The following is a 19,444-nucleotide window of genomic DNA, read 5'->3' as shown; positions in this document are numbered from 1 at the left end:
GGGGTGTGGTCCCAGATGGTCGGTCAGGAGCCGGCCGTGGAGCTGTTGTCGGCGGCGGCGAGGTCGGCGGCCGCGCTCGTGTCCGGCGCCACCGACGACCCCGGCTCGATGACACACGCCTGGTTGTTCACGGGCCCACCGGGTTCGGGCAGGTCGGTGGCGGCCCGGACCTTCGCCGCGGCGTTGCAGTGCACCGTCGGCAGCGGTTGCGGCGAGTGTCAGGGCTGCCGGACGACGCTGGCGGGCACGCACGCCGACGTGAAGCTGGTGGTGCCGGAGGGCTTGTCGATCTCCGTGGCCGAGATGCGCGCGCTGGTCCAGGCGGCCGCGCGGCGGCCCACGGCGGGCCACTGGCAGATCGTGATCATCGAGGACGCCGACCGGCTCACCGAGGGGGCGTCCAACGCGTTGTTGAAAGCCGTCGAGGAACCTCCCGACCGCACGGTGTTCCTTCTGTGCGCGCCGTCCGACCACCCCGACGATGTGAGCGTCACCATTCGATCCCGGTGTCGGCTGGTGAACCTTCGCACGCCGTCCCCGGAGGCGATCGCGACCGTGCTGGTGGAGCGTGACGGCGTCGACCCGGAGCGGGCGCGGTGGGCGGCGTCGGTGTGCGGTGGGCACGTTGGGCGGGCCCGACGGCTGGCCACCGACGACAACGCCAGGGCGAGAAGAACCGCCGTGCTCCGCATTCCGCTCGGGCTGCGACGCGCCGAGGACGTGTTCCGGTGCGCCGACGAGTTGATCGCGACGGCGGAGGCCGACGCCACGGAGGAGAGCAAGGCGCGCGACGAGGCCGAGCAGGACGCGTTGCGCACCGCGATGGGCGCGGGCGGCACCGGTAAGGGGGCCGCGGCGGCCAAACGAGCGGCCGACGCCGCCGTCCGTGCGCTGGAGAAGCGGCAGAAGTCGCGGGCGACCAGGACGCGCCGCGACACGCTCGACCTCGCGCTGGTGGATCTCGCCGGGTTCTACCGCGATGTGCTGGTGCAGGCCAGTGGCGCGGACACGGCGTTGACCCACCCCGACTTCGCCGAACAGTCGGCCGAGGCGGCCCGGCAGTGGGGCCCCGTCTCGGCGCTGCGTCGGCTCGAAGCCGTGCTGTCCTGCCGTGAGGCCATCGGATGGAACGTCAAACCCCGCATCGCCGTGGAAGCGATGTTGACGACCCTCCGCGAGGGCTGACACCGCACGCGCCTCGGCGTGCGGTGCCTACCGGGCCACCCCGCGCAGGGAGGTGGCCCGGTCCGTCACTTCCCTCGGGGGCGGGGTGACGGCTTCACCGGAGCGGGGGCTCGGAGCGGCCGGTTGGGCAGTGCCGCCACCAACACCACACCGGTCAGCAGCAACGCCGTTCCGGTCCAGAACAGCGGCACGGTGGAGTAGGCGGCGTTCGTGTGCGCGAGAGCGGTGGGCACGTCGGCTCCGGAGCCGGGGCGGTCACCGGCGGCCGGGGGAGCCTCGGACTCGGCCGGAGCGGCGGGCTCCTTCGGCTCGGAGCAGTCCACCCCTCCCTCGGGGGCGTACGCGCTCGCGCTCTGCTCGCCCACCGACACCTGCAACAACGCGGAAGGCAGCGAGGACGCGAGGTCGGAGGGAAGCAGTTTCCGCAGCCGCTCGGTGGGCAGCACGCGCACGTCGAGCAGCCGCGCGACCGCCGACACCTGGTGCCCGGCGAAGGGCTCGGTCACCGTCTGCGCCTTCTCGTCGAGCTCGGCGACGCTGAGCCGCAGGACACCGATGTCGAGCACGCGCTTGGACGCCTGCTCGGACAAGGTGGTGATCCCGCCGTCGGCCCGCTCGGCCGCGTCACCGATCACGGGCGTGTCCTTGACGTCCTCGTAGCCGGGCAGGTCCTTCAGCTCGGGCAGCGGAACTCCGATGGGGATGTCCGCGGTCGGGTGGGCCGCGTCCAGCCGGAACAGCGTCTTGCCGTTCCGCTCGACGCTTAAGACGGGCGCGGTGTAGTCGACGCTGGACGTCTCGGCCTCTCCCGTGGACACCACGCGGAGGGTCGGTTGGCTCGCGACCTTGACGGTGAGCCCGAGCGGCGTCCCCTTGAGGATGTCGATGCGGCCACCCTGGAAGGTGGACACGGCCTCGACGGCCTTGCGCGTGCCGTCGGTGCCCTCGGCGTCCACCAGCCGCACCACCGAGCGGGTCGACAGTGCCTTGTCCACGCTGACGAGGGAGCTCTTCCCCGACAGCAGCCCACCGAGGTTGGCGAGCGAGCCCGGCATCTCCTCCAGCGCGGCACCGAGTTCGCCTCCGGCCGCGGTGACTCGGTTGCTGTCCGGCATCGTGGGGATGGTGTTGACGAGGGACAGGTCCGCCACCGACGTGCCGGCGTCGGCGATAGTGCCGACACACGGGCCCAGGGTCTCGCTCCACCGGGCATGGGCCCTGCCCTGGAGCGCGCTCAGGTTGACGAGGGGGTTGTCGGGGGCTTCGAGACCGGTGGAGAGGGCCTTGTCGTTGTCCGGCAACGCCGTCTGCGCGACGGAGCCGGGCGTCTGCGGGGTGTGCCCGGCGACGGAGAGACTGAACGGCGACGCCTCGGCGATGGAGCGTTCGTGTGCCTGATAGGACTCGCTGTCGGCGCGGGCGTACGACAGGCCGACCCCGCCCTCCAACGCGGACTGCTTCGGTAGGTCACGATCCCAGCCGGGCATGACGGCCTCGGCGTCCATGGCCTCCGGCAGCAGCCGTAGCACTCCCAGCGCGGTCGCCGCCTCCGCCATCACGCGCCCCTTCGGCTTGGTCTCCGAGGAGATCGGGGGCTGGCCCTCCTCCGCGGGGGTGGGCGCCGGGGTCGTGGGAACGGTCTGTGCGGCGGCGGGCGCGGCCAGGAGCAGGAGCAGCGCTGCCGTCGTGGGCAGAGCCAGAGTGTGGAGACGGCCGTGACGCGTGCGGCCCATGCGAGAAGTCCTCCCAGTAACCACTGACCGGCGGACGATGCCGGTGTCGTTGTCCCGATCAACGACGACGGCCCCCGCCGGTGACGCCCGAAATCGGATCGCTATACTCTTGAGCAAGCCGGGTTCGCCCGCGCGCCGCCTTAGCTCAGTCGGCCAGAGCGGCTCACTCGTAATGAGCAGGTCGGGGGTTCGATTCCCCCAGGCGGCTCCACGAACAGGCCTCCTCCAGTGCGGAGGGGGCCTGTTTCGTTTCTCTGGCACTCGACGTCGGCCGACGGTGGAACGGATTGCTTTGGCAGGGCCGTCCGCGCGCTCCCGAGGATCACGTCGAGTGTTGCGATCATCACGTGTCCCGATGTCGGTTCCGGACCCCGTCGAAGCCGTTAGGGTGTGGCCATGCCGATGTTCGCCTTCGAGGGCGTGAGCCCCACCGTGCATCCGGAAGCCTGGATCGCCCCCACCGCGACGCTGATCGGCGACGTGGTCGTGGAGAAGGGCGCCTCGGTGTGGTACGGCGTCGTGTTACGCGGCGACTTCGGCAGGATCGTGGTGCGCGAGGGCGCCAACGTCCAGGACAACACGGTGGTGCACGTCAACGACGGGGTGTGCGAGATCGGTCCCAACGCCACCATCGGGCACGCCTGCGTCGTCCACGACTGCACCATCGGGGAGCAGGCGTTGATCGGCAACGGGGCGATCGTGCTCGACAAGGCCGTGGTGGGCAGGCGGAGCCTCGTCGCGGCGGGCGCCACCGTCACCCCGAACACGCGGGTCCCCGACGAGACGGTCGCCAAGGGCAGCCCCGCCAAGAGCTTCACCCCGCTCTCCGACACGGCCAGGGCGTGGGTGGACCACAACGCCGAGGTCTACCGTGCGCTCGCCCGTCGGCACGCCGACGGCATCGAAGAGGTGCGGTAGAAGAAAAGAACTGGAGTCTCCAGTCACTGGAGCCCATAGCGTCGCCGCCCGTGGCGACAAGCAAGGCGAAGAAGTTCGAGACCACCCTCCACCTGCCCGCGGGCGAGGCTCCCGTGGCCGACCTCGGCAAGGCGCTGGGGCAGACCGGGATCAACCTCGTCGAGGTCAAGCGCGCCTACGACGCGGCGACGGCGGGGCAGCGGGGCGACGTCGTCCCCGTCGTGATCACCGTGTTCGAGGACCGGTCGTTCTCGCTGCGGTACAAGACGCCCCCGACGTCGCATCTGATCCGTAAGGAACTGGGTGGGCCGGGCGCGGGGAGGCCGGGGCACGAGAAGGCCGGGACGTTGAGCCGGGCCGCGCTGCGGCGGGTGGCCGAACGCAAGCTGCCGGATCTCAACACTTCGGACGTCGAGGTGGCGATGCGTATCGTCGCGGGCACCGCCCGTTCGATGGGAGTGACCGTGGAGAGCTGAGTCCACGGACGTCGCACAACGTCCACAACGAACTCGGGCCCCGCCGCACGGTGCGACGGGGCCCGAGTTCGAGCTGGGGACGGCTCTCACTGCTCCTCGGCCTGCTCCTCCTTCTTGGCGGCGGCCTCGCGTTCGTAGGAGCGCTGGATCTCGGCCTCGGCCTCGGCGCGGCTGGCCCAGGTGGAGCCCTCGACGCTCTTGGCGGGCTCCAGGTCCTTGTAGACCTGGAAGAAGTGCTCGATCTCCAGCTTGTGGAACTCGTTGAGGTGGTGGATGTCCCGCAGGTGCTCCATCCGCGGGTCGTCCGACGGTACGGCCAGGATCTTGTCGTCCGGGCCCTTCTCGTCGGTCATGCGGAACATGCCGATCGCCCTGCACCGGATCAGGCAGCCGGGGAACGTGGGCTCCTGCACGAGGACGAGGACGTCGAGCGGGTCACCGTCCTGCCCCAGGGTCTCGTCGATGAACCCGTAGTCGGCCGGGTACTGGGTGGCCGTGAACAGGGTGCGGTCCAGGCGGATGCGCCCCGTCTTGTGGTCCATCTCGTACTTGTTGCGCTCCCCCTTGGGGATTTCGATCGTGACGTCGAACTCCACGCCGTCCTCGCTGCCTGGTCTCTGGCGCCCCTGCTTATCCGGGCGGCTTACACGTGATCAATTCTGTCTTCACTAGTGTGGACCACGCACTGGGCGGGCGTGGCACGCATGGTGTCAAATGTGACGTCTGCCCTCTTGACCGCGAGGAGGGGCTTTGCCTGGTACTGGAGATGGTTCGGGCCCGAGATGGCCGTCCAGCGACCAAGATCCTGAGATCGCGCCGCACAATTCTGACTCCTCGTCGAACCAGCCGACAGACAAAGTGAGCATTCCCACGAACTCGGTCGGCAATCCTTCGGCTTCGTCGGACGGGCCGGGTTCCTCCCCGACTTCGGAGACCGAGCGGTCGACGGAGTCACAGTGGTCACAGCAGACTCAGCAGATTCGGCGGTCACCGAATTACCAGCAGTCCCCGGACTCGAACGCGCCGACGACCCAGCAGCCGCGACAGCAGCAGTCCCCACGGGAGCAGGGCGCCGGCGCGTGGCAGTCCTCCCCGCCGCGGTCGACGTCGTGGCCGGGGGAGTCGTCGCCGCGAGCACCGCAGCTTCCCCACCCCGTACCACCTCCTCCCCGACCGGGGTCCGTCCCCCCGGCCGGTCGGCAGGCATGGCCCCAGCGCATCGAACCGGCTCCGGCGAGTACCGGGGAGCAGTTGGCGGTGCCCCCGAGGGACGCGAGCCGGGGCGAAGGCGGGCCCGTCGACTCCGTCCCCCGAGCCGACACGGGCACGCAGGCGGCGATCCCCGCGGCTGCCTCCGAAACCGCGTCCCCGAACCAGTCGGTGCCCCCCGGTCCGGAACCGTCCCCGGACTCCGGGGACGCCCCCTCTCGCAAACCGCGTCGACGCCTGCTGGTGACGGTGTCGATCGCCGTGGTGCTGTTGCTGGTTGCCGGGGTCACGCTGGCGTTGCCGGACGTGTCGAATCGTCTCGGGCTGCCGTGGGCGCCGAACGCGCCGCGAGCCGATCCCCCGCGGCCGCAGGAGGTGCGACTCGCGCTGAACGAGGTCTCGGACTCCGCTGAGGGCCCCACCCCGGAGGGGGTCGAGGCCGCGATCGGTGAGCTCGCCTCCGACTCCGACCTGGGCACCCTCACCGGGAGCGTGGTGGACCCGACCACGGGGGAGCAGCTCTGGGCTCGCGACGCGGACACCGTCGCCACGCCCGCCTCCACGACGAAGGTGCTGGTGGGAGCCGCCGCCCTGTTGGCCCTCGACCACGACATGCGCCTGCCGACGAGGGTCGTGCGGGGTTCCGAGCCCGGCACGGTGGTGCTGGTGGGCGGTGGTGACGTCACCCTGTCGTCGTTGCCCGAGGGACAGGAGTCGATCTATCCCGGCGCGGCCCGCCTCGACGACCTCGTGGCTCAGGTGGAGGAGGCCGCCGGGGGAGACGTCGAGCGGGTCGAACTCGATCTGTCCGCCTACACCGGCCCCGAGAAGGGCGACGGTTGGGCGCCCGAGGACGTGCCGTCGACGTACATGGCGAAGGTGCAGCCGGCCATGCTGGACGGCGGTCGTTCGCAGGCGACGGTCGGGAACTCGAAGCGTCGTGGCGATCCCGCGGAGCATCTCCTCCGGGAGTTCGCCGACCGCATCGGGGCGGAGGCCGGCGGAACGACCACCGCTCCGTCCGATGCCGAGGTACTGGGCGAGGTGTGGTCGCCGCCGGTAGACGAGTTGGTGCGGCACATGCTCGTGGAGTCCGACAACCTGCTGGGCGAGGTCCTGGCCCGGCAGGTGGCCGTCGCCGAGGGCAAGGAGCCGTCCTTCACCGGGGGCGCCGAGGCCACCCTGGACGTGCTGAAGCGCAACGGCATCGACGTCGACGGCGCCGTCTTGCACGACGGCAGTGGGCTCTCGCCGCTCAACAAGGTCTCCGCGGCCACGCTCACCCAGGTGATCGCCAAGGCCGCGGGGCCGGACGACGAGGACGAGGTCACGGTCAAGCTGCGGCCGCTCTTGGTTGGCATGCCGGTCGCGGGCGGGAGCGGCACTCTCGCCGGTCGTTACGACGAGGAGGAGTCCGAAGCGGGACGCGGCTGGGTCCGGGCGAAGACGGGAACGCTGACCGGTGTGCACACGCTCGCCGGGGTGGTCCTCACCTCGGACAACCGAGTGCTGACGTTTGCGCTCATGTCGACCGGTGAGGACTGGGACCGAGCGCGGGCCGCCCTCGACCGCATCGCGGCGGCACTGCATGGCTGTGGTTGCCGCTGAGGGCGGGTAGCGTCGAAACCGAGGCACAGCGCGGTGAAAGGACGACACGTGAGCACTCGCAGCACCGGTAGCCCGACGTCGATCGATCCCGAGCGGCCGTGGTGAACTCCGTGGACCCGCAGCGGGGCAGGAAGCCGAAGCCGCTGGTCGACTGGTCGGTGGCCGCGTCCACCGGCGCCTACCTGGTCAGGAGCGGCCCCGTGGTGGACCCCGCCGAGGCCGAACGCGTCGTCACCGAACTGCGCGACCTGACCGTGGCCGCGGAGGAGCACGTCAGAGCGCTCACCGGGCTCGGGGCCGGCCTGCCGTTGCTTCCCGGTGAGGTCGTCGACCGGCCGGGCTGGGTGCGAGCGGCGGCGTCCGGGCTGGACCGGCTCACCAGCAGGGCCCTGCCCGACGATGGTCAGGCCGGAATGCTCGCGCCGCTGGTGGCGGGCAGCGCGGGGGTGCAGACGGGGGTGGTGCTGGCGTTCCTCGGCACACGAGTGCTGGGGCAGTACGACCCTTTCGGGGGAGACGACCACTCGGGCAGGCTGCTGCTCGTCGCGCCGAACGTGGTGACCGCCCAGCGGGCCATGCGGGTGTCGGGCAGGGACTTCCGCATGTGGGTCTGCCTGCACGAGTGCACCCACCGCCTGCAGTTCACCGCGGTCGACTGGCTCCGCGACCACTTCGCCAGCGAGGTCGGCAGACTGATCACCGGCTTCACCGAGTCGGACGGGCTGTCCGCGTTGTTGTCGCGCCTGCCGGACAACGTGAGGAAACTCCGGCGGACGAAGGAGAACGGGTCGCTCGGATTCGTCGAGCTGGTGCAGACACCTCGGCAGCGCGAGGCGTTCGACCGGTTGTTGGCGTTGTCCACGCTGCTCGAAGGCCACGCCGACTACGTCATGGACGCGGTCGGTCCGAAGGTCGTGCCCAGTGTGGCGACGATCCGGCGCCGATTCACCGCCCGTCGCAGGGGCGGCGGGCCGATCGACAGGTTGTTGCGGAGCCTGCTCGGGGTCGACGTCAAGGTGAAGCAGTACGCGTTGGGCTCGACCTTCACGCGCGAGGTGGTGGCCGCGGTCGGGATGGACGGGTTCAACGCGGTTTGGACGTCGCCGGACACACTCCCGAGCAGGGCCGAGATCAAGGACCCGAAGGCATGGCTACGACGGGTGCACTAGATCGTGCCGGTCGCGTGGAGGGCGACGGCGGCCGTCCCCGCTCCACCTCGCGGTCCGGCCGCGTTCCGTCTCGTTCGCTCGGGGAGGACGCATGACACCCGGAGTCGGTCGGCGGCCGCGCCCCCGGCTCGACGCGGTGTTGGCCGTACGCAGAGCGGTGCGGGTCTTTCTCGCCGAACCGGACGTCACCGAGCACCTGGGGTCGGGCGAGCTCTTCGTGGCGGTCTCGGGCGGCGCGGACTCGCTCGCGTTGGCCGAGGCCGCGGCTCACGTGGGTGGTCGACGAGACCTCCGGGTGTGCGCGCTGGTGGTGGACCACCGGCTTCAGCCGGGTTCGGACGAGGTCGCCGAGCGGGCCGCGGAGGAGGCGCTGCGGTTGGGCGCCCACGCGGCGAAGGTGCTGCCGGTGACGGTGACCGGTCCCGGCGGCCCCGAGGCCGCGGCGCGTAAGGCTCGTTACGCGGCACTGCGCGAGCACGTGGGGGAAGGGTCGCTCGTGCTGCTCGGGCACACGCTCGACGACCAGGCGGAGACTGTGCTGCTGGGGCTCGGCAGGGGCTCGGGAGCCCGGTCGCTGGCCGGGATGCGCCCGTTGGAGGTGCCGTGGGCACGACCGCTGCTCTCGACACCGCGTGCCGTCACCAGGGCCGCCTGCGACGAACTCGGGGTCCGGCCGTGGGAGGACCCTCACAACGCCGACCCGCGGTTTCGGAGGGTGCGCGTGCGTCGGGAGGTGCTTCCCCTGCTGGAGGACGTGCTCGCCGGCGGGGTGGCCGAGGCGCTCGCCCGGACGGCGCGGCAGCTGCGGGAGGACTGCGACGCCCTCGACTCGATCGCGAAGGATGTGCACGATCGGGCGTACGAGGGGGAGACCCTCCGCGTCGACGTCCTGGAACGGGCGCCGTCGCCGGTGCGGAGAAGGGTGCTGAGGACGTGGCTGCTGCGGGGCGGTGCGCGGGAACTGACCGACGCGCACCTGCGGTCGGTGGACGACCTCGTGGGCCGCTGGCGTGGCCAAGGCGGCGTTTTCCTACCCGGCGGTGTCGAAGCGCGAAGGACACATGAAAAGCTCGTTTTGAATCGTTGCCAACCCACCACCCGAGGGAGCTGACCGTGTACGAAGGCGACATCGCCTCCGTGCTCATCACCGAGGAGCAGATCAAGGACAAGGTCGCCGAGCTGGCCGAGAAGGTCGCGGCGGACTATCCGACCGAGAAGATGACGTCCGACCTCCTCCTCGTCGGGGTGCTGAAGGGAGCGGTCATGTTCATGACCGACTTCGCCCGCGCCCTGCCGATTCCGGCGCAACTGGAGTTCATGGCGGTGTCGTCGTACGGGTCGTCCACGTCGTCTTCCGGCGTCGTGCGCATCCTGAAGGACCTGGACCGCGACATCGCGGGCCGTGACGTGCTCATCGTGGAGGACATCGTCGACTCGGGGTTGACGCTGTCGTGGTTGCTGAAGAACCTCGCCAGCCGTAACCCGGCCTCCTTGAACGTGTGCTCGCTGCTGCGCAAGCGCGAGGCCGTGAAGGTGGACGTGCCCGTGCGTTACGTCGGGTTCGACATTCCCAACGAGTTCGTCGTGGGATACGGGCTCGATTACGCGGAGCGTTACCGCGACCTCCCGTTTATCGGGACGCTCGACCCCCGCGTTTACTCATCGTAACGAGTCGGCGTCGGTCGCGGAGATTTTCCGCCGGCACGGAACCCGAACCGGCGAGAATGCGTCGTAGGGGTACCTCTGGTGCGTTAACCTTAGCGAAGATCGCAGGCGCTGAGCCGAGTCGGGCTGTGCTGGGGACAGGAGAGCGAATACATGCCGAACAGCAGCTATGCGGATGCCGCCGCGTTTCGCGCAGCCGCGGCCAAAGGTCAGGTCGGAGTCGACCCGGACGCCGCACAGGTTGTTCTGAACAAGATTCGTAGCGGTAAGGACGCCGTCGCGGCTCTGCTCGACAACACCGGTTTCCTCGCGGTTTCGCCGAAGCTGGGGGCCAACCCGGTCGGGGAGGCCATCGCCAACAAGTTCGCCGAACGGGCCGCCGGGATGAACGACTCCTACGCGCAGGCCCTGCGGAACCTGTACACGCAATACGACGAGGCCGAGCACGCGATTCTTGAGGCGATGAGTCGTTACGAGGACTTCGACACGTCCACCGCCCAGTCGTTGCGTGGCCAGCTTTGAATCTGTAGGGGGAAGCGGAAGTCATGTACTCGGAGAGAAATTCCTCCGGCGAACCCGTCATGGCGCCGGGTAGGGGATACGGCACGAGGCCGGGGCCCGCGAACGTCGACGCGGTCATGCGTGACGAGAGCGCCGAGATCGCGGAGCTGGTGAATCGGGCGCGCAGCCGTTCCGACGGTTTCCACTACGGCAACGACCGAGCCATCGGGACGCGGCCGAACTGGGCCTCGCGGGACAGCGAGCAGCTCTACGCGTACGCGACCGTCAACAACGAACCGGGTACGGCCGAGGAGCTGGGCCAGACCTGGGGCAACCACAGCAACGAGCTGGCGAGGATCGCCGACGACCTCTACAACGCCATCAAGGAACTCGGCGCGGCGTGGATCGGTGAGGGTGCCGGTGCCGCCCAGGGTGCCCTGGTGGGGATCGCCAACTCCAGCGCCCAGGCGTCCGAGGCCGCGAAGGCCATGAAGGACCGGCTCGCGCAGCAGGCCGCGGCGGCGGCCAAGCTGAAGACGATGCCGCAGCCCAAGGAGTTCGACCCCGGTGCCCAGACGGCCGCCATGCTCGCGGGTGGTCCGGCGGCGATGGTCAACGACCTCAAGGAGCAGTACGACGAGGCGCAGGCCGTCAAGGCCCAGCAGATCGCGTTCCTGGAGGCCTACACCGAGGAGCTGTCGCAGATCGACAGCACGACCCCGAGCTTCGGTCCGGAGTCGCTGGGGCTGAAGCCGCTGGCCAGTGGGGTCGCGGTGGAGGCCCAGAGGATGGGTGCGGTGGGCACCTTCTCGATCTCCGGTGCCGACGGTGGTCCGTCGTACGCGTTCGGCGGCCCGTCGGGCGTGGCTTCCGCCGGTGGTGGGATCGGCGGTGCCGAGGGCGTGCAGGACGGTCGTCCCCACCACGTGACGGGCCAGAGCGTCGGCACGGGCCAGATGCCGGCCGCCTCGGCGGGCGGTGGGCCGGGCCTCGGCACCTCGCTCGGCGCGGCGGCTGCCGGGGGTGCTCTCGGCTACGCGGGCCTCAAGACGGCCAAGACCCTGTCGACGGGCAAGCGCAGCGGGGCGAAGGCCACCGAGGCCACCGAGCCCGCCCAGACCTCCGACACGGTGGCTTCGTCCAACCAGAGTGGGAGCGCGGCGTCCAAGGCGGGTACTCCGATGCCCATGCAGAACCAGGGTCTCGCCGCTGCCCCGGCCGGTGGTGTGGTGGGTGCCAACCCGCCCGCGACCGCCACGCCGATGGGCATGGGTGGCATGGGCGCCGGTGCGGGTCGCCAGGAGGAGGACAAGGAGCACAAGCACGCCTCCTTCCTGATCGAACCCGATCCCGACGACACGTTCGGGGCCACGGAGGCGGCTGCGCCCCCGGTGCTCGGTGCGTGGGGCCCGGACGACGAAGGGCGATAGCACGTGCGTGAACAGCTCACCGAGGTCGAGCTCGACTTCCTGTGGGAGTCGAGCGGCCTCGGTGAACTGCCCTACCCGATCACGGTGCGTTCCCACGGCGACACGGTGGAGGAACGTGCCGCCCTACGCGCTCGGGTACTCACCGACCTCGCCCACCGCGGTCTGGTTGACGATGGCCGCCCCGCCCCGCCGCTCGAAGAGGCGTTCGAGGTGCTGGCCGGTGCCGAGCTGAGCCTCGACTCGGTGCTGATCAGCGCGCCGCACGCCGAGCCGCGGACGGCCGTGGCGGCGGCGTCGGGCCCGCACGCCGTGCTCCTGGTGCAGGAGGCGGGCACCGTGTGGCTCGAACGCATCCCCGCCGACGGACTCGCCAGCGCCATCGTCGGTCAGCTGCCCGCCGCGCCGCGGGGCAAGGAGAGGTCGATCAACGTGCCGTTGGAGCAGTTGGTGGCCGGGCCCGGCGCCGATTTCATGCAGCGTCGACCCACCACGTCCGACGGCAGCACGGCCCGCGCCGACGAGGACCGCAAGGCGCTCGCGCGGCTGCACGCGCAGGAGCGCCAGCGCGGAGGTCAGATCGGCGCGAACGCCAGGGGGCGCTCGGGCGGCCGGAGCCGTTCGCCCGTGTTGAGCTGGTTCGACACCGAGACCGGCCGATACCTGACACAGGCGAGTCGAGGGCCCGACGGCCGCGACTGGATCGTCATCGCGCCGGCGGACGCGCCGACGTTGCGGCACCGGCTTTCGGAAATGCTGGCGTCCGTGGCGCAGGACACCGCCGTGCGGCTGTAGACCGGCTATCCTGCCGATCACCCACACCACCACGAAGTCAGGTTTTCGTCGTCGCAGGAGTTCGGGGGGACACCGTGTCCGCGCAGGAGTTCTTCACACCCGTCGCCTTCGACTTCCTCTGGGAGGAGGTCGGAGCGGGCGAGTTGCCGTACCCGTTCACCGTGCCCTCGCACGGCAACGACGAGGCCGAGCGCGCGGCCCTGCGCAAGCGCGTCGAGACGGAGCTGGCGGCGAGGGACATCGCGAACTCGCCGGTGGAGGAGTGGCTGCGGCTGCTGGCGATGCCGTCGGTCAGCATCGACGCGCTGCACATCCCCGAGTTCCGGAAGCGGCCGATCGCCGCGCTGGCGGCCTCGGACGGGACGAAGGCCGTGCTCGCGGTGCAGGACGACGACGGGGTGTGGCTGCGTCCGATCTATCCCGATGGGCTCGCGTCCGCGATCGTGGACCTGCTCCCGCCCGGTTCGCGGGGCACGGAGGCGTCCATCACGCTGCCGCTCGAATCGGCGGTGCGAATCCAGCCATCCCGGACCGCCGCGACGAGCGGGGCCCCCGGACGGCGGGGAGGGCTCGCCGAACGGTCGTACGACCCCGTCGAGACGTATGCGCAGCTCATCGCCCAGCCACGACTGCGAGGTGGACAGCTCGCCGCCAACAGCCGCGACGAGCTGGGCAGCAAGCGGCGTTCGTCGGTGCTCGCGTGGTTCGACACCGCATCCGGTCGCTACCTCAGCCTGTCCCGTACCGGGCCCGACGGTCGGGAATGGGTCACGGTCGCTCCGGCGGACGCCAAGACCCTCCGTAGCCGTCTCGGTGAAATGGTCGCCGAGGTCACACGCTGAGCCGGGGTGGTGCGGGGGAACACGGGGGCTGTTCCGGACGTTGACAGTAACGGCATCAGGAGCGCTCGGCGCCTCGTGAAAGCCGGACTGTACGCTGGTGGGACGGTGAACTCCGTAGCGCCCACGCACTTGTCAACACCGCGACGGCGGACGTCACAACTTACCGCCTAGCCAGGGAGGGTCGAGGCCACCACGGCCGGATCGAATGGACCGCAAGCGCCTGCTCAGGAACCCACTGCTGTGGATACTCGTGTTTCTGCTGCTGTACTTCGGCTTCAGCACCCTCGTCGACGGCGATCGCGGCTATACCGAGGTGCCGACGTCGCAGGCCATCGAGCAGATCCGCTCGGGGAACGTCGAGGAAGCCACGCTGGAGGACCGCGAACAGCAGCTCAAGCTGACGCTGTCCGAGCCGATCACCGTTGACGGTCAGCAGGTCGAGCAGGTTCTCACGAAGTTCCCCGCCGGAGCGTCCGACCAGCTCTACAACACGCTGATCAACGCGGGCACCGAGGACCGCGACGTCAAGTTCAACACCACGGTCACGCAGGAAAGCTTCTTCACCCAGCTGCTGATCTACATGATCCCGCTGGGCATCCTCGTGCTGCTGCTCATGTGGATGATGAACAGCGCGCAGGGCGGCGGCAACCGTGTGCTCAACTTCGGCAAGTCCAAGGCCAAGCAGCTCAACAAGGACATGCCGACCACGACGTTCAAGGACGTCGCGGGCGCCGACGAGGCCGTGGAGGAACTGCACGAGATCAAGGACTTCCTCCAAAACCCCGCCCGTTACCAGGCGCTCGGCGCCAAGATTCCCAAGGGCGTCCTGCTGTACGGTCCGCCCGGTACCGGTAAGACGCTGCTGGCGCGAGCCGTGGCGGGCGAAGCGGGCGTGCCGTTCTACACGATCTCCGGGTCCGACTTCGTCGAGATGTTCGTCGGTGTCGGTGCCTCGCGAGTGCGCGACCTGTTCGAGCAGGCCAAGCAGAACGCGCCGTGCATCATCTTCGTCGACGAGATCGACGCCGTGGGTCGCCAGCGTGGCGCGGGCCTCGGCGGTGGCCACGACGAGCGTGAACAGACGCTGAACCAGCTGCTCGTCGAGATGGATGGGTTCGACTCGCGCGGCGGCATCATCCTCATCGCCGCCACCAACCGTCCGGACATCCTCGACCCGGCGCTGCTGCGTCCCGGCCGGTTCGACCGCCAGATCCCGGTGTCGGCTCCCGACCTCGCGGGCCGCAGGGCGATCCTGGAAGTCCACTCCAAGGGCAAGCCGTTGGCCGACAACGTCGACCTCGACGCCCTGGCGAAGCGCACCGTCGGTATGTCGGGCGCCGACCTGGCCAACGTCATCAACGAGGCGGCGCTGCTCACGGCGCGGCAGAACGGTTCCGTCATCACCGACGCCGCGTTGGAGGAGTCCGTCGACAGAGTGGTCGGTGGTCCGGCTCGCAAGAGCCGGATCATCTCCGAGCTCGAACGGAAGATCACTGCCTACCACGAGGGTGGACACGCGCTGGCCGCGTGGGCCATGCCCGACATCGAGCCCGTCTACAAGTTGACGATCCTGCCGCGTGGTCGCACCGGCGGGCACGCCTTGATCGTCCCCGAGGACGACAAGCAGCTCATGACCCGGTCGGAGATGATCGGTCGCCTCGTCTTCGCGATGGGCGGCCGGGCGGCCGAGGAGCTCGTGTTCCACGAGCCCACCACCGGCGCCTCCTCCGACATCGAGCAGGCCACCAAGATCGCGAAGGCGATGGTGACCGAGTACGGCATGTCGCCGCGGCTCGGTGCGGTGAAGTACGGCCAGGAGCACGGTGACCCGTTCCTCGGCCGCTCGGCGGGCCGCCAGCCGGACTACTCGCTGGAGGTCGCGCACGAGATCGACGAAGAGGTGCGCAAGCTCATCGAGACGGCGCACACCGAGGCGTGGGAGGTCCTCACGACCTACCGCGACGTGCTGGACGACCTCGTGATGGAGGTGTTGGAGAAGGAGACCCTCCAGCGCCGCGACCTGGAGCGCATCTTCGCCTCGGTGGAGAAGCGGCCTCGCATCACGACGTTCAACGAGTTCGGTGAGCGGTTGCCGTCCGACAAGCCGCCGATCAAGACTCCACGCGAGCTGGCGATGGAGCGCGGCGAGCCGTGGCCGCCCGAGAGCGACGGCGACAAGGAACGGAAGCCCGAGCCGGAGCCCACCCCGGTGGCCACCGCGTCCGGTGCGGGCGACCTGCCCGGTGGTCCGCCTCACGGACAGCCGGAGCCGCCGACGTCGTCGGCCACGTACAACCCGTACGCTCCGCCTTCGGGCGACGCCCAGCCCAACGGCAGTCCCAAGAACAACACCGGTTCGGCCCCGTGGTCGTCCAACGGCGGTCAACCCGGTGGCGGCGGCACCTTCGCGGGGCCCCCGCACTACGGGGCTCCTCCGGGCTGGACCCCGGCGACGCAGCCGAGTGGCAACACCGGCTACCCGTGGCGGAATCAGCCGCCCACGTCGCCGCAGCCCGCGTCTCCGCCCCCTTCGGAGACCAAGCCAGCGAGTGAACGCAACGAGGACAACGATCAGGACGGCGAAGCACCTTCATGATCGGGGAAGGCAGTGACGTGAGGGCCAACGGCCACTCGCCTCTCGAAGTGGACGCGGAACTACCCAGGTCAGGTCACGCCGTCTTCGACCAGGAAAGGGCGGAACGCGCCATCCGGGAACTGCTGCTGGCGTGCGGCGAGGACCCGGAACGTGAGGGCCTGAGGGAGACGCCGGCTCGGGTCGCGAGGGCCTACCGCGAGATGTTCGCCGGGCTGTACACCGACCCCGACCACGTGCTCGACCGCACGTTCGATGAGAGCCACGAGGAGATGGTCCTCGTCACGGACATCCCGATGTTCAGCCTCTGCGAGCACCACCTCACGCCGTTCCACGGGGTCGCGCACGTCGGCTACATCCCGAACGGGCAGGGCAAGGTCACGGGGTTGTCGAAGCTCGCGAGGTTGGTCGACCTGTACGCCAAGCGTCCGCAGGTGCAGGAGCGCCTGACGTCGCAGGTGGCCGACGCGTTGAACCGCAAGCTGCGGCCGCGCGGCGTGATCGTGGTCATCGAGGCCGAGCACCTGTGCATGTCCATGCGCGGAGTCCGGAAACCCGGCGCGCGCACGACCACGTCGGCGGTCCGCGGACTATTGCAGACGTCGGCGTCGTCGCGGGCCGAGGCGTTGCAGCTCATCAAGGGCCGCCGATGACTCGGGCCGCGCTGCCCCGGCCGGGACGCTGCGTGGTGATGGGCGTCCTCAACGTCACCCCCGATTCGTTCTCCGACGGGGGTCGCTACCTGAGCAGGGAGGACGCGCTCGCCCACGCCCACGCCATGTGGCGCAGGGGCGCGGACATCATCGACGTCGGCGGGGAGTCGACCCGACCGGGCTCGGAGCGCGTGGACGCCGAGACGGAGCTGGCACGGGTGCTGCCCGTGGTGAGGACACTGGCCTCCGAGGGAATCGTGCTGTCGGTGGACACGACCCGCGCGGCCGTGGCCGCCGCCGCGATCGAGGCGGGCGCGCACATCATCAACGATGTGTCGGGTGGACTCGCCGATCCCGACATGGCGAAGGTCGCCGCCGATACGGGAGCGCCCTGGGTGCTCATGCACTGGCGGGGACACAGCAAGAACATGAACGAACTCGCCACCTACGACGACGTCGTGGCCGATGTCCGCGACGAGTTGAGCGCGCGGGTCGACGAGGCCCTCGCCGCCGGAGTGCGGGAGGACGCCATCGTGCTCGATCCGGGGCTGGGGTTCGCCAAGCGCGCCGAACACGACTGGGCGTTGCTGCACGGCCTCGACGCCGTGCTGGACCTCGGGTTCCCGGTGTTGGTGGGAGCGTCGCGCAAGCGGTTCCTCGGGCGGCTGCTGGCCGATTCCGAGGGCGAACCGCGGCCGCCGGCGGGCCGGGAGGTGGCCACCGCGGCCGTGTCGGCGCTGGCCGCCAGGGCGGGTGCCTGGGGGGTTCGGGTGCACGACGTCGGCGCGTCGTTGGACGCGGTACTGGTGGCCGAGGCCTGGCGGAGCGGCCGTGCCTGACGGTGACCGCATCACGCTCACCGGTCTGCGGGTATTCGGTAGGCACGGTGTCTACGAGCACGAGAAGCGCGACGGACAGGAGTTCGTGGTCGACCTGACCGTGTGGCTGGACCTCTCGGCCGCGGCGCGTTCGGACGACCTGGCCGACACCGTCGACTACGGTGCCCTCGCGCAACGCGCCGCCGACGTGGTGGCGGGCCCGCCGCAGGACCTGATCGAGCGGGTCGCCGGGCGTATCGCCGACGAGGTGTTGCGGGACGAGCGGATCTCCGCGGTGGAGGTCACCGTGCACAAGCCGTCGGCACCGATTCCGTTGACGTTCGCCGACGTGGCCGTGACGGTGCACCGGGAGCGGTGATGAGCAGGGCGGTGTTGTCCCTGGGGTCCAACCTGGGGGATCGGATGGGCTACCTGCGTCTCGCCGTGGACGCGCTGCGGGACGTGCTCGTGGCCGTGTCCTCGGTGTACGAGACCGAGCCGTGGGGAGTCACGGACCAGCCCGACTTCCTCAACGCCGTGTGCGTCGTGGACGACCCGGAGCGGGATCACTGGGCCTGGCTGCGTACGGCTCGGGAACTCGAACGCCGCGCGGAGCGGGTGCGGGAACGCCGGTGGGGGCCGCGCACGCTCGACGTGGACGTGGTGACGGTGGACGGCGTCCGTTCCGATCACCCGGACCTGCTGCTGCCGCATCCCGGTACCCACGAGCGGGCGACCGTGCTCGTCCCGTGGCTGGAGATCGACCCCGACGCCGAGGTGCCCGGCAAGGGCCGAGCCGACGAACTGCTCGCCGCGCTGCCCGAGGCCGATCGCGCCGGGGTGCGATTGCGTGCCGATCTGACGTTCTGACGCGGTGGTCGCCGTGTGGGTGGCCACGTCCGTGACCACCCACGACGATCACTTCGCCGAGGCGCGGAGCGCGGCGACGATCCACTCCGCCGCGGGGACCCTGGTGGGAACCGGGGGCCACCCGTTGATGACGGCCAGCAACTGCCAGTACCGCTCGGCTCGCCGGTCGGTACCGCTCGCAATCCGATCGGCTATCGCGCGCCGCAGTTCGGGAGTGTCGGCCCGTCCGGGCTCCGCGCCGAGCCTCGCGATCTCGGCGGCGAGTTCGGCGCCGACCGGGGAGTCGGGGGCCAGCCCCTCGTCCAGAGCCCGCTGCGCCCGCTCGCTCCAGTCATTCCAGTGCTCGGTCTGGGCCTTCGTCAGGGCGTCGACGGCGCCGTTGCGCTCGCGGATCACCTCGGACTGTTGTTCGCTCATGGCGCGGATCCGTTTCCGGAAGTCGGCGTCCTGGATCAACTCCGCGAACTCGATCCACGCTTCGAGCTGTTCGGGCGTCGGGTCGTCGGGCAGTTCGGGCTTGCACTGCCGCATCCTGCCGTAGAACTCCGAGTCCACCTCCAGGCCTTCGAAGATCTCGTCCCAGAACTCGTCGACCAGCCGCTTGCGTTCCTCGTCCGACATGGACGCGAGTTTGTTCATCAACTTCACCTCGTCCGGTGCTGAATGTCGTTTCGTCACCGCCCGCAGGACCGCCCGTCGCAGCCGCAACACGCGGATCTGCTCGTCGAGCACCTCCACGTGTTTCGCGGCGACCTCGGGCAGGGTGGTCGCCCGTGCGAGCACGGCCTCGACCTCGGTGAGCCCGATGCCGAGTTCGCGCAGGGTCCGGACCAGTTCGAGCCGGGCCATCGCGTGCTCGTCGTAGAGGCGGTATCCCGCGGGAGTGCGGTCGGTGGGCGGTAGCAGTCCCTCGTCGGAGTAGAACCGGATGGTCTTGACGGACAGCCCGGTACGCCGGGACAGTTCCCCGATCGTGAACAAT

Annotated in this window: 19 protein-coding genes and 1 tRNA gene; 17 read left to right on the top strand and 3 right to left on the bottom strand. The window is 70.1% G+C overall.

What is annotated here, in order from left to right:
• The first annotated feature begins 15 nt into the window (after positions 1-15).
• Positions 16-1,185, top strand: coding sequence for a DNA polymerase III subunit delta' (locus SACGLDRAFT_RS19230; RefSeq protein ID WP_085978136.1), 1,170 nt, complete (start codon positions 16-18; stop codon positions 1,183-1,185).
• 65 nt (positions 1,186-1,250) lie between these two features.
• On the opposite strand, the gene SACGLDRAFT_RS19225 is transcribed toward SACGLDRAFT_RS19230, so the two are convergent.
• On the bottom strand, positions 1,251-2,918 hold the full coding sequence (locus SACGLDRAFT_RS19225; protein WP_005466643.1) for a hypothetical protein: 1,668 nt from the start codon (positions 2,916-2,918) through the stop codon (positions 1,251-1,253).
• Between the two features lie 134 nt (positions 2,919-3,052).
• On the opposite strand from SACGLDRAFT_RS19225, the gene SACGLDRAFT_RS19220 reads away from it, so the two are divergent.
• The 3 genes from SACGLDRAFT_RS19220 to SACGLDRAFT_RS19210 all read left to right on the top strand — a co-directional run bounded on the left by SACGLDRAFT_RS19220 (position 3,053) and on the right by SACGLDRAFT_RS19210 (position 4,312).
• Positions 3,053-3,129: transfer RNA gene (locus SACGLDRAFT_RS19220), tRNA-Thr, on the top strand.
• Between the two features lie 185 nt (positions 3,130-3,314).
• Positions 3,315-3,836, top strand: a complete 522-nt coding sequence (locus SACGLDRAFT_RS19215) for a gamma carbonic anhydrase family protein (protein WP_005466642.1) — start codon at positions 3,315-3,317, stop codon at positions 3,834-3,836.
• Between the two features lie 50 nt (positions 3,837-3,886).
• Positions 3,887-4,312: an uL11 family ribosomal protein gene (locus SACGLDRAFT_RS19210; protein WP_005466641.1), complete on the top strand. Its 426-nt coding sequence runs from the start codon at positions 3,887-3,889 to the stop codon at positions 4,310-4,312.
• Positions 4,313-4,398: 86 nt separating this feature from the next.
• Here the strand turns inward: SACGLDRAFT_RS19210 and SACGLDRAFT_RS19205 are convergent, their stop codons facing one another.
• Positions 4,399-4,908 (bottom strand): inorganic diphosphatase, encoded by a 510-nt coding sequence (locus tag SACGLDRAFT_RS19205; RefSeq protein ID WP_005466640.1) that lies wholly within the window; start codon positions 4,906-4,908, stop codon positions 4,399-4,401.
• A gap of 661 nt (positions 4,909-5,569) precedes the next feature.
• Between SACGLDRAFT_RS19205 and dacB the strand changes: the two genes are divergently transcribed.
• From dacB to folK, 13 genes are all read left to right on the top strand, one after another.
• Positions 5,570-7,129: a D-alanyl-D-alanine carboxypeptidase/D-alanyl-D-alanine endopeptidase gene (gene dacB, locus SACGLDRAFT_RS19195; RefSeq protein ID WP_005466639.1), complete on the top strand. Its 1,560-nt coding sequence runs from the start codon at positions 5,570-5,572 to the stop codon at positions 7,127-7,129.
• A gap of 101 nt (positions 7,130-7,230) precedes the next feature.
• Positions 7,231-8,298, top strand: a complete 1,068-nt coding sequence (locus tag SACGLDRAFT_RS19190) for a zinc-dependent metalloprotease (protein ID WP_198283584.1) — start codon at positions 7,231-7,233, stop codon at positions 8,296-8,298.
• 91 nt (positions 8,299-8,389) lie between these two features.
• Entirely contained in the window at positions 8,390-9,409 is a 1,020-nt protein-coding gene (gene tilS / locus SACGLDRAFT_RS19185; RefSeq protein ID WP_005466637.1) for a tRNA lysidine(34) synthetase TilS, read from the top strand.
• A 2-nt stretch (positions 9,410-9,411) separates the two neighbouring features.
• Positions 9,412-9,966, top strand: coding sequence for a hypoxanthine phosphoribosyltransferase (gene hpt / locus SACGLDRAFT_RS19180; protein ID WP_005466636.1), 555 nt, complete (start codon positions 9,412-9,414; stop codon positions 9,964-9,966).
• Between the two features lie 150 nt (positions 9,967-10,116).
• Entirely contained in the window at positions 10,117-10,485 is a 369-nt protein-coding gene (locus SACGLDRAFT_RS19175; protein WP_005466635.1) for a hypothetical protein, read from the top strand.
• 23 nt (positions 10,486-10,508) lie between these two features.
• Positions 10,509-11,894 (top strand): hypothetical protein, encoded by a 1,386-nt coding sequence (locus tag SACGLDRAFT_RS19170; protein WP_005466634.1) that lies wholly within the window; start codon positions 10,509-10,511, stop codon positions 11,892-11,894.
• A 3-nt stretch (positions 11,895-11,897) separates the two neighbouring features.
• Entirely contained in the window at positions 11,898-12,686 is a 789-nt protein-coding gene (locus SACGLDRAFT_RS19165; protein ID WP_005466633.1) for an ESX secretion-associated protein EspG, read from the top strand.
• Between the two features lie 74 nt (positions 12,687-12,760).
• Positions 12,761-13,528: an ESX secretion-associated protein EspG gene (locus SACGLDRAFT_RS19160; protein WP_005466632.1), complete on the top strand. Its 768-nt coding sequence runs from the start codon at positions 12,761-12,763 to the stop codon at positions 13,526-13,528.
• Positions 13,529-13,733: 205 nt separating this feature from the next.
• Positions 13,734-16,124, top strand: a complete 2,391-nt coding sequence (ftsH, locus tag SACGLDRAFT_RS19155) for an ATP-dependent zinc metalloprotease FtsH (protein WP_005466631.1) — start codon at positions 13,734-13,736, stop codon at positions 16,122-16,124.
• Positions 16,121-16,774, top strand: a complete 654-nt coding sequence (folE, locus tag SACGLDRAFT_RS19150; RefSeq protein ID WP_005466630.1) for a GTP cyclohydrolase I FolE — start codon at positions 16,121-16,123, stop codon at positions 16,772-16,774. Before ftsH ends, folE begins: the two co-directional genes overlap by 4 nt.
• Positions 16,771-17,613 (top strand): dihydropteroate synthase, encoded by an 843-nt coding sequence (folP, locus tag SACGLDRAFT_RS19145; protein ID WP_005466629.1) that lies wholly within the window; start codon positions 16,771-16,773, stop codon positions 17,611-17,613. Before folE ends, folP begins: the two co-directional genes overlap by 4 nt.
• Positions 17,606-17,971, top strand: coding sequence for a dihydroneopterin aldolase (gene folB / locus SACGLDRAFT_RS19140; RefSeq protein WP_005466628.1), 366 nt, complete (start codon positions 17,606-17,608; stop codon positions 17,969-17,971). Before folP ends, folB begins: the two co-directional genes overlap by 8 nt.
• Positions 17,971-18,462, top strand: a complete 492-nt coding sequence (gene folK / locus SACGLDRAFT_RS19135; protein WP_005466622.1) for a 2-amino-4-hydroxy-6-hydroxymethyldihydropteridine diphosphokinase — start codon at positions 17,971-17,973, stop codon at positions 18,460-18,462. Before folB ends, folK begins: the two co-directional genes overlap by 1 nt.
• 48 nt (positions 18,463-18,510) lie before the next feature.
• Here the strand turns inward: folK and SACGLDRAFT_RS19130 are convergent, their stop codons facing one another.
• Positions 18,511-19,443 carry a MerR family transcriptional regulator gene (locus tag SACGLDRAFT_RS19130; RefSeq protein WP_005466621.1) on the bottom strand — a complete coding sequence of 311 codons (933 nt, stop codon included), beginning with the start codon at positions 19,441-19,443 and terminating at the stop codon, positions 18,511-18,513.
• Position 19,444: the final 1 nt, after the last annotated feature.

Source organism: Saccharomonospora glauca K62, from assembly GCF_000243395.2.
Taxonomy (GTDB): domain Bacteria; phylum Actinomycetota; class Actinomycetes; order Mycobacteriales; family Pseudonocardiaceae; genus Saccharomonospora; species Saccharomonospora glauca.
The sequence above is the reverse complement of the archived record's forward strand: the minus strand, read 5'-3'. Positions and strand labels throughout refer to the sequence as shown.

Excerpts from the sequence above, each read along its gene's own strand:
- SACGLDRAFT_RS19225 (WP_005466643.1), bottom strand. The coding sequence starts at position 2,918 with ATGGGCCGCACGCGTCACGGCCGTCTCCACACTCTGGCTCTGCCCACG.
- SACGLDRAFT_RS19175 (WP_005466635.1), top strand. The coding sequence starts at position 10,117 with ATGCCGAACAGCAGCTATGCGGATGCCGCCGCGTTTCGCGCAGCCGCG.
- tilS (WP_005466637.1), top strand. The coding sequence starts at position 8,390 with ATGACACCCGGAGTCGGTCGGCGGCCGCGCCCCCGGCTCGACGCGGTG.
- folK (WP_005466622.1), top strand. The coding sequence starts at position 17,971 with ATGAGCAGGGCGGTGTTGTCCCTGGGGTCCAACCTGGGGGATCGGATG.
- SACGLDRAFT_RS19215 (WP_005466642.1), top strand. The coding sequence starts at position 3,315 with ATGCCGATGTTCGCCTTCGAGGGCGTGAGCCCCACCGTGCATCCGGAA.
- SACGLDRAFT_RS19230 (WP_085978136.1), top strand. The coding sequence starts at position 16 with ATGGTCGGTCAGGAGCCGGCCGTGGAGCTGTTGTCGGCGGCGGCGAGG.
- ftsH (WP_005466631.1), top strand. The coding sequence starts at position 13,734 with ATGGACCGCAAGCGCCTGCTCAGGAACCCACTGCTGTGGATACTCGTG.
- SACGLDRAFT_RS19170 (WP_005466634.1), top strand. The coding sequence starts at position 10,509 with ATGTACTCGGAGAGAAATTCCTCCGGCGAACCCGTCATGGCGCCGGGT.
- folP (WP_005466629.1), top strand. The coding sequence starts at position 16,771 with ATGACTCGGGCCGCGCTGCCCCGGCCGGGACGCTGCGTGGTGATGGGC.
- folE (WP_005466630.1), top strand. The coding sequence starts at position 16,121 with ATGATCGGGGAAGGCAGTGACGTGAGGGCCAACGGCCACTCGCCTCTC.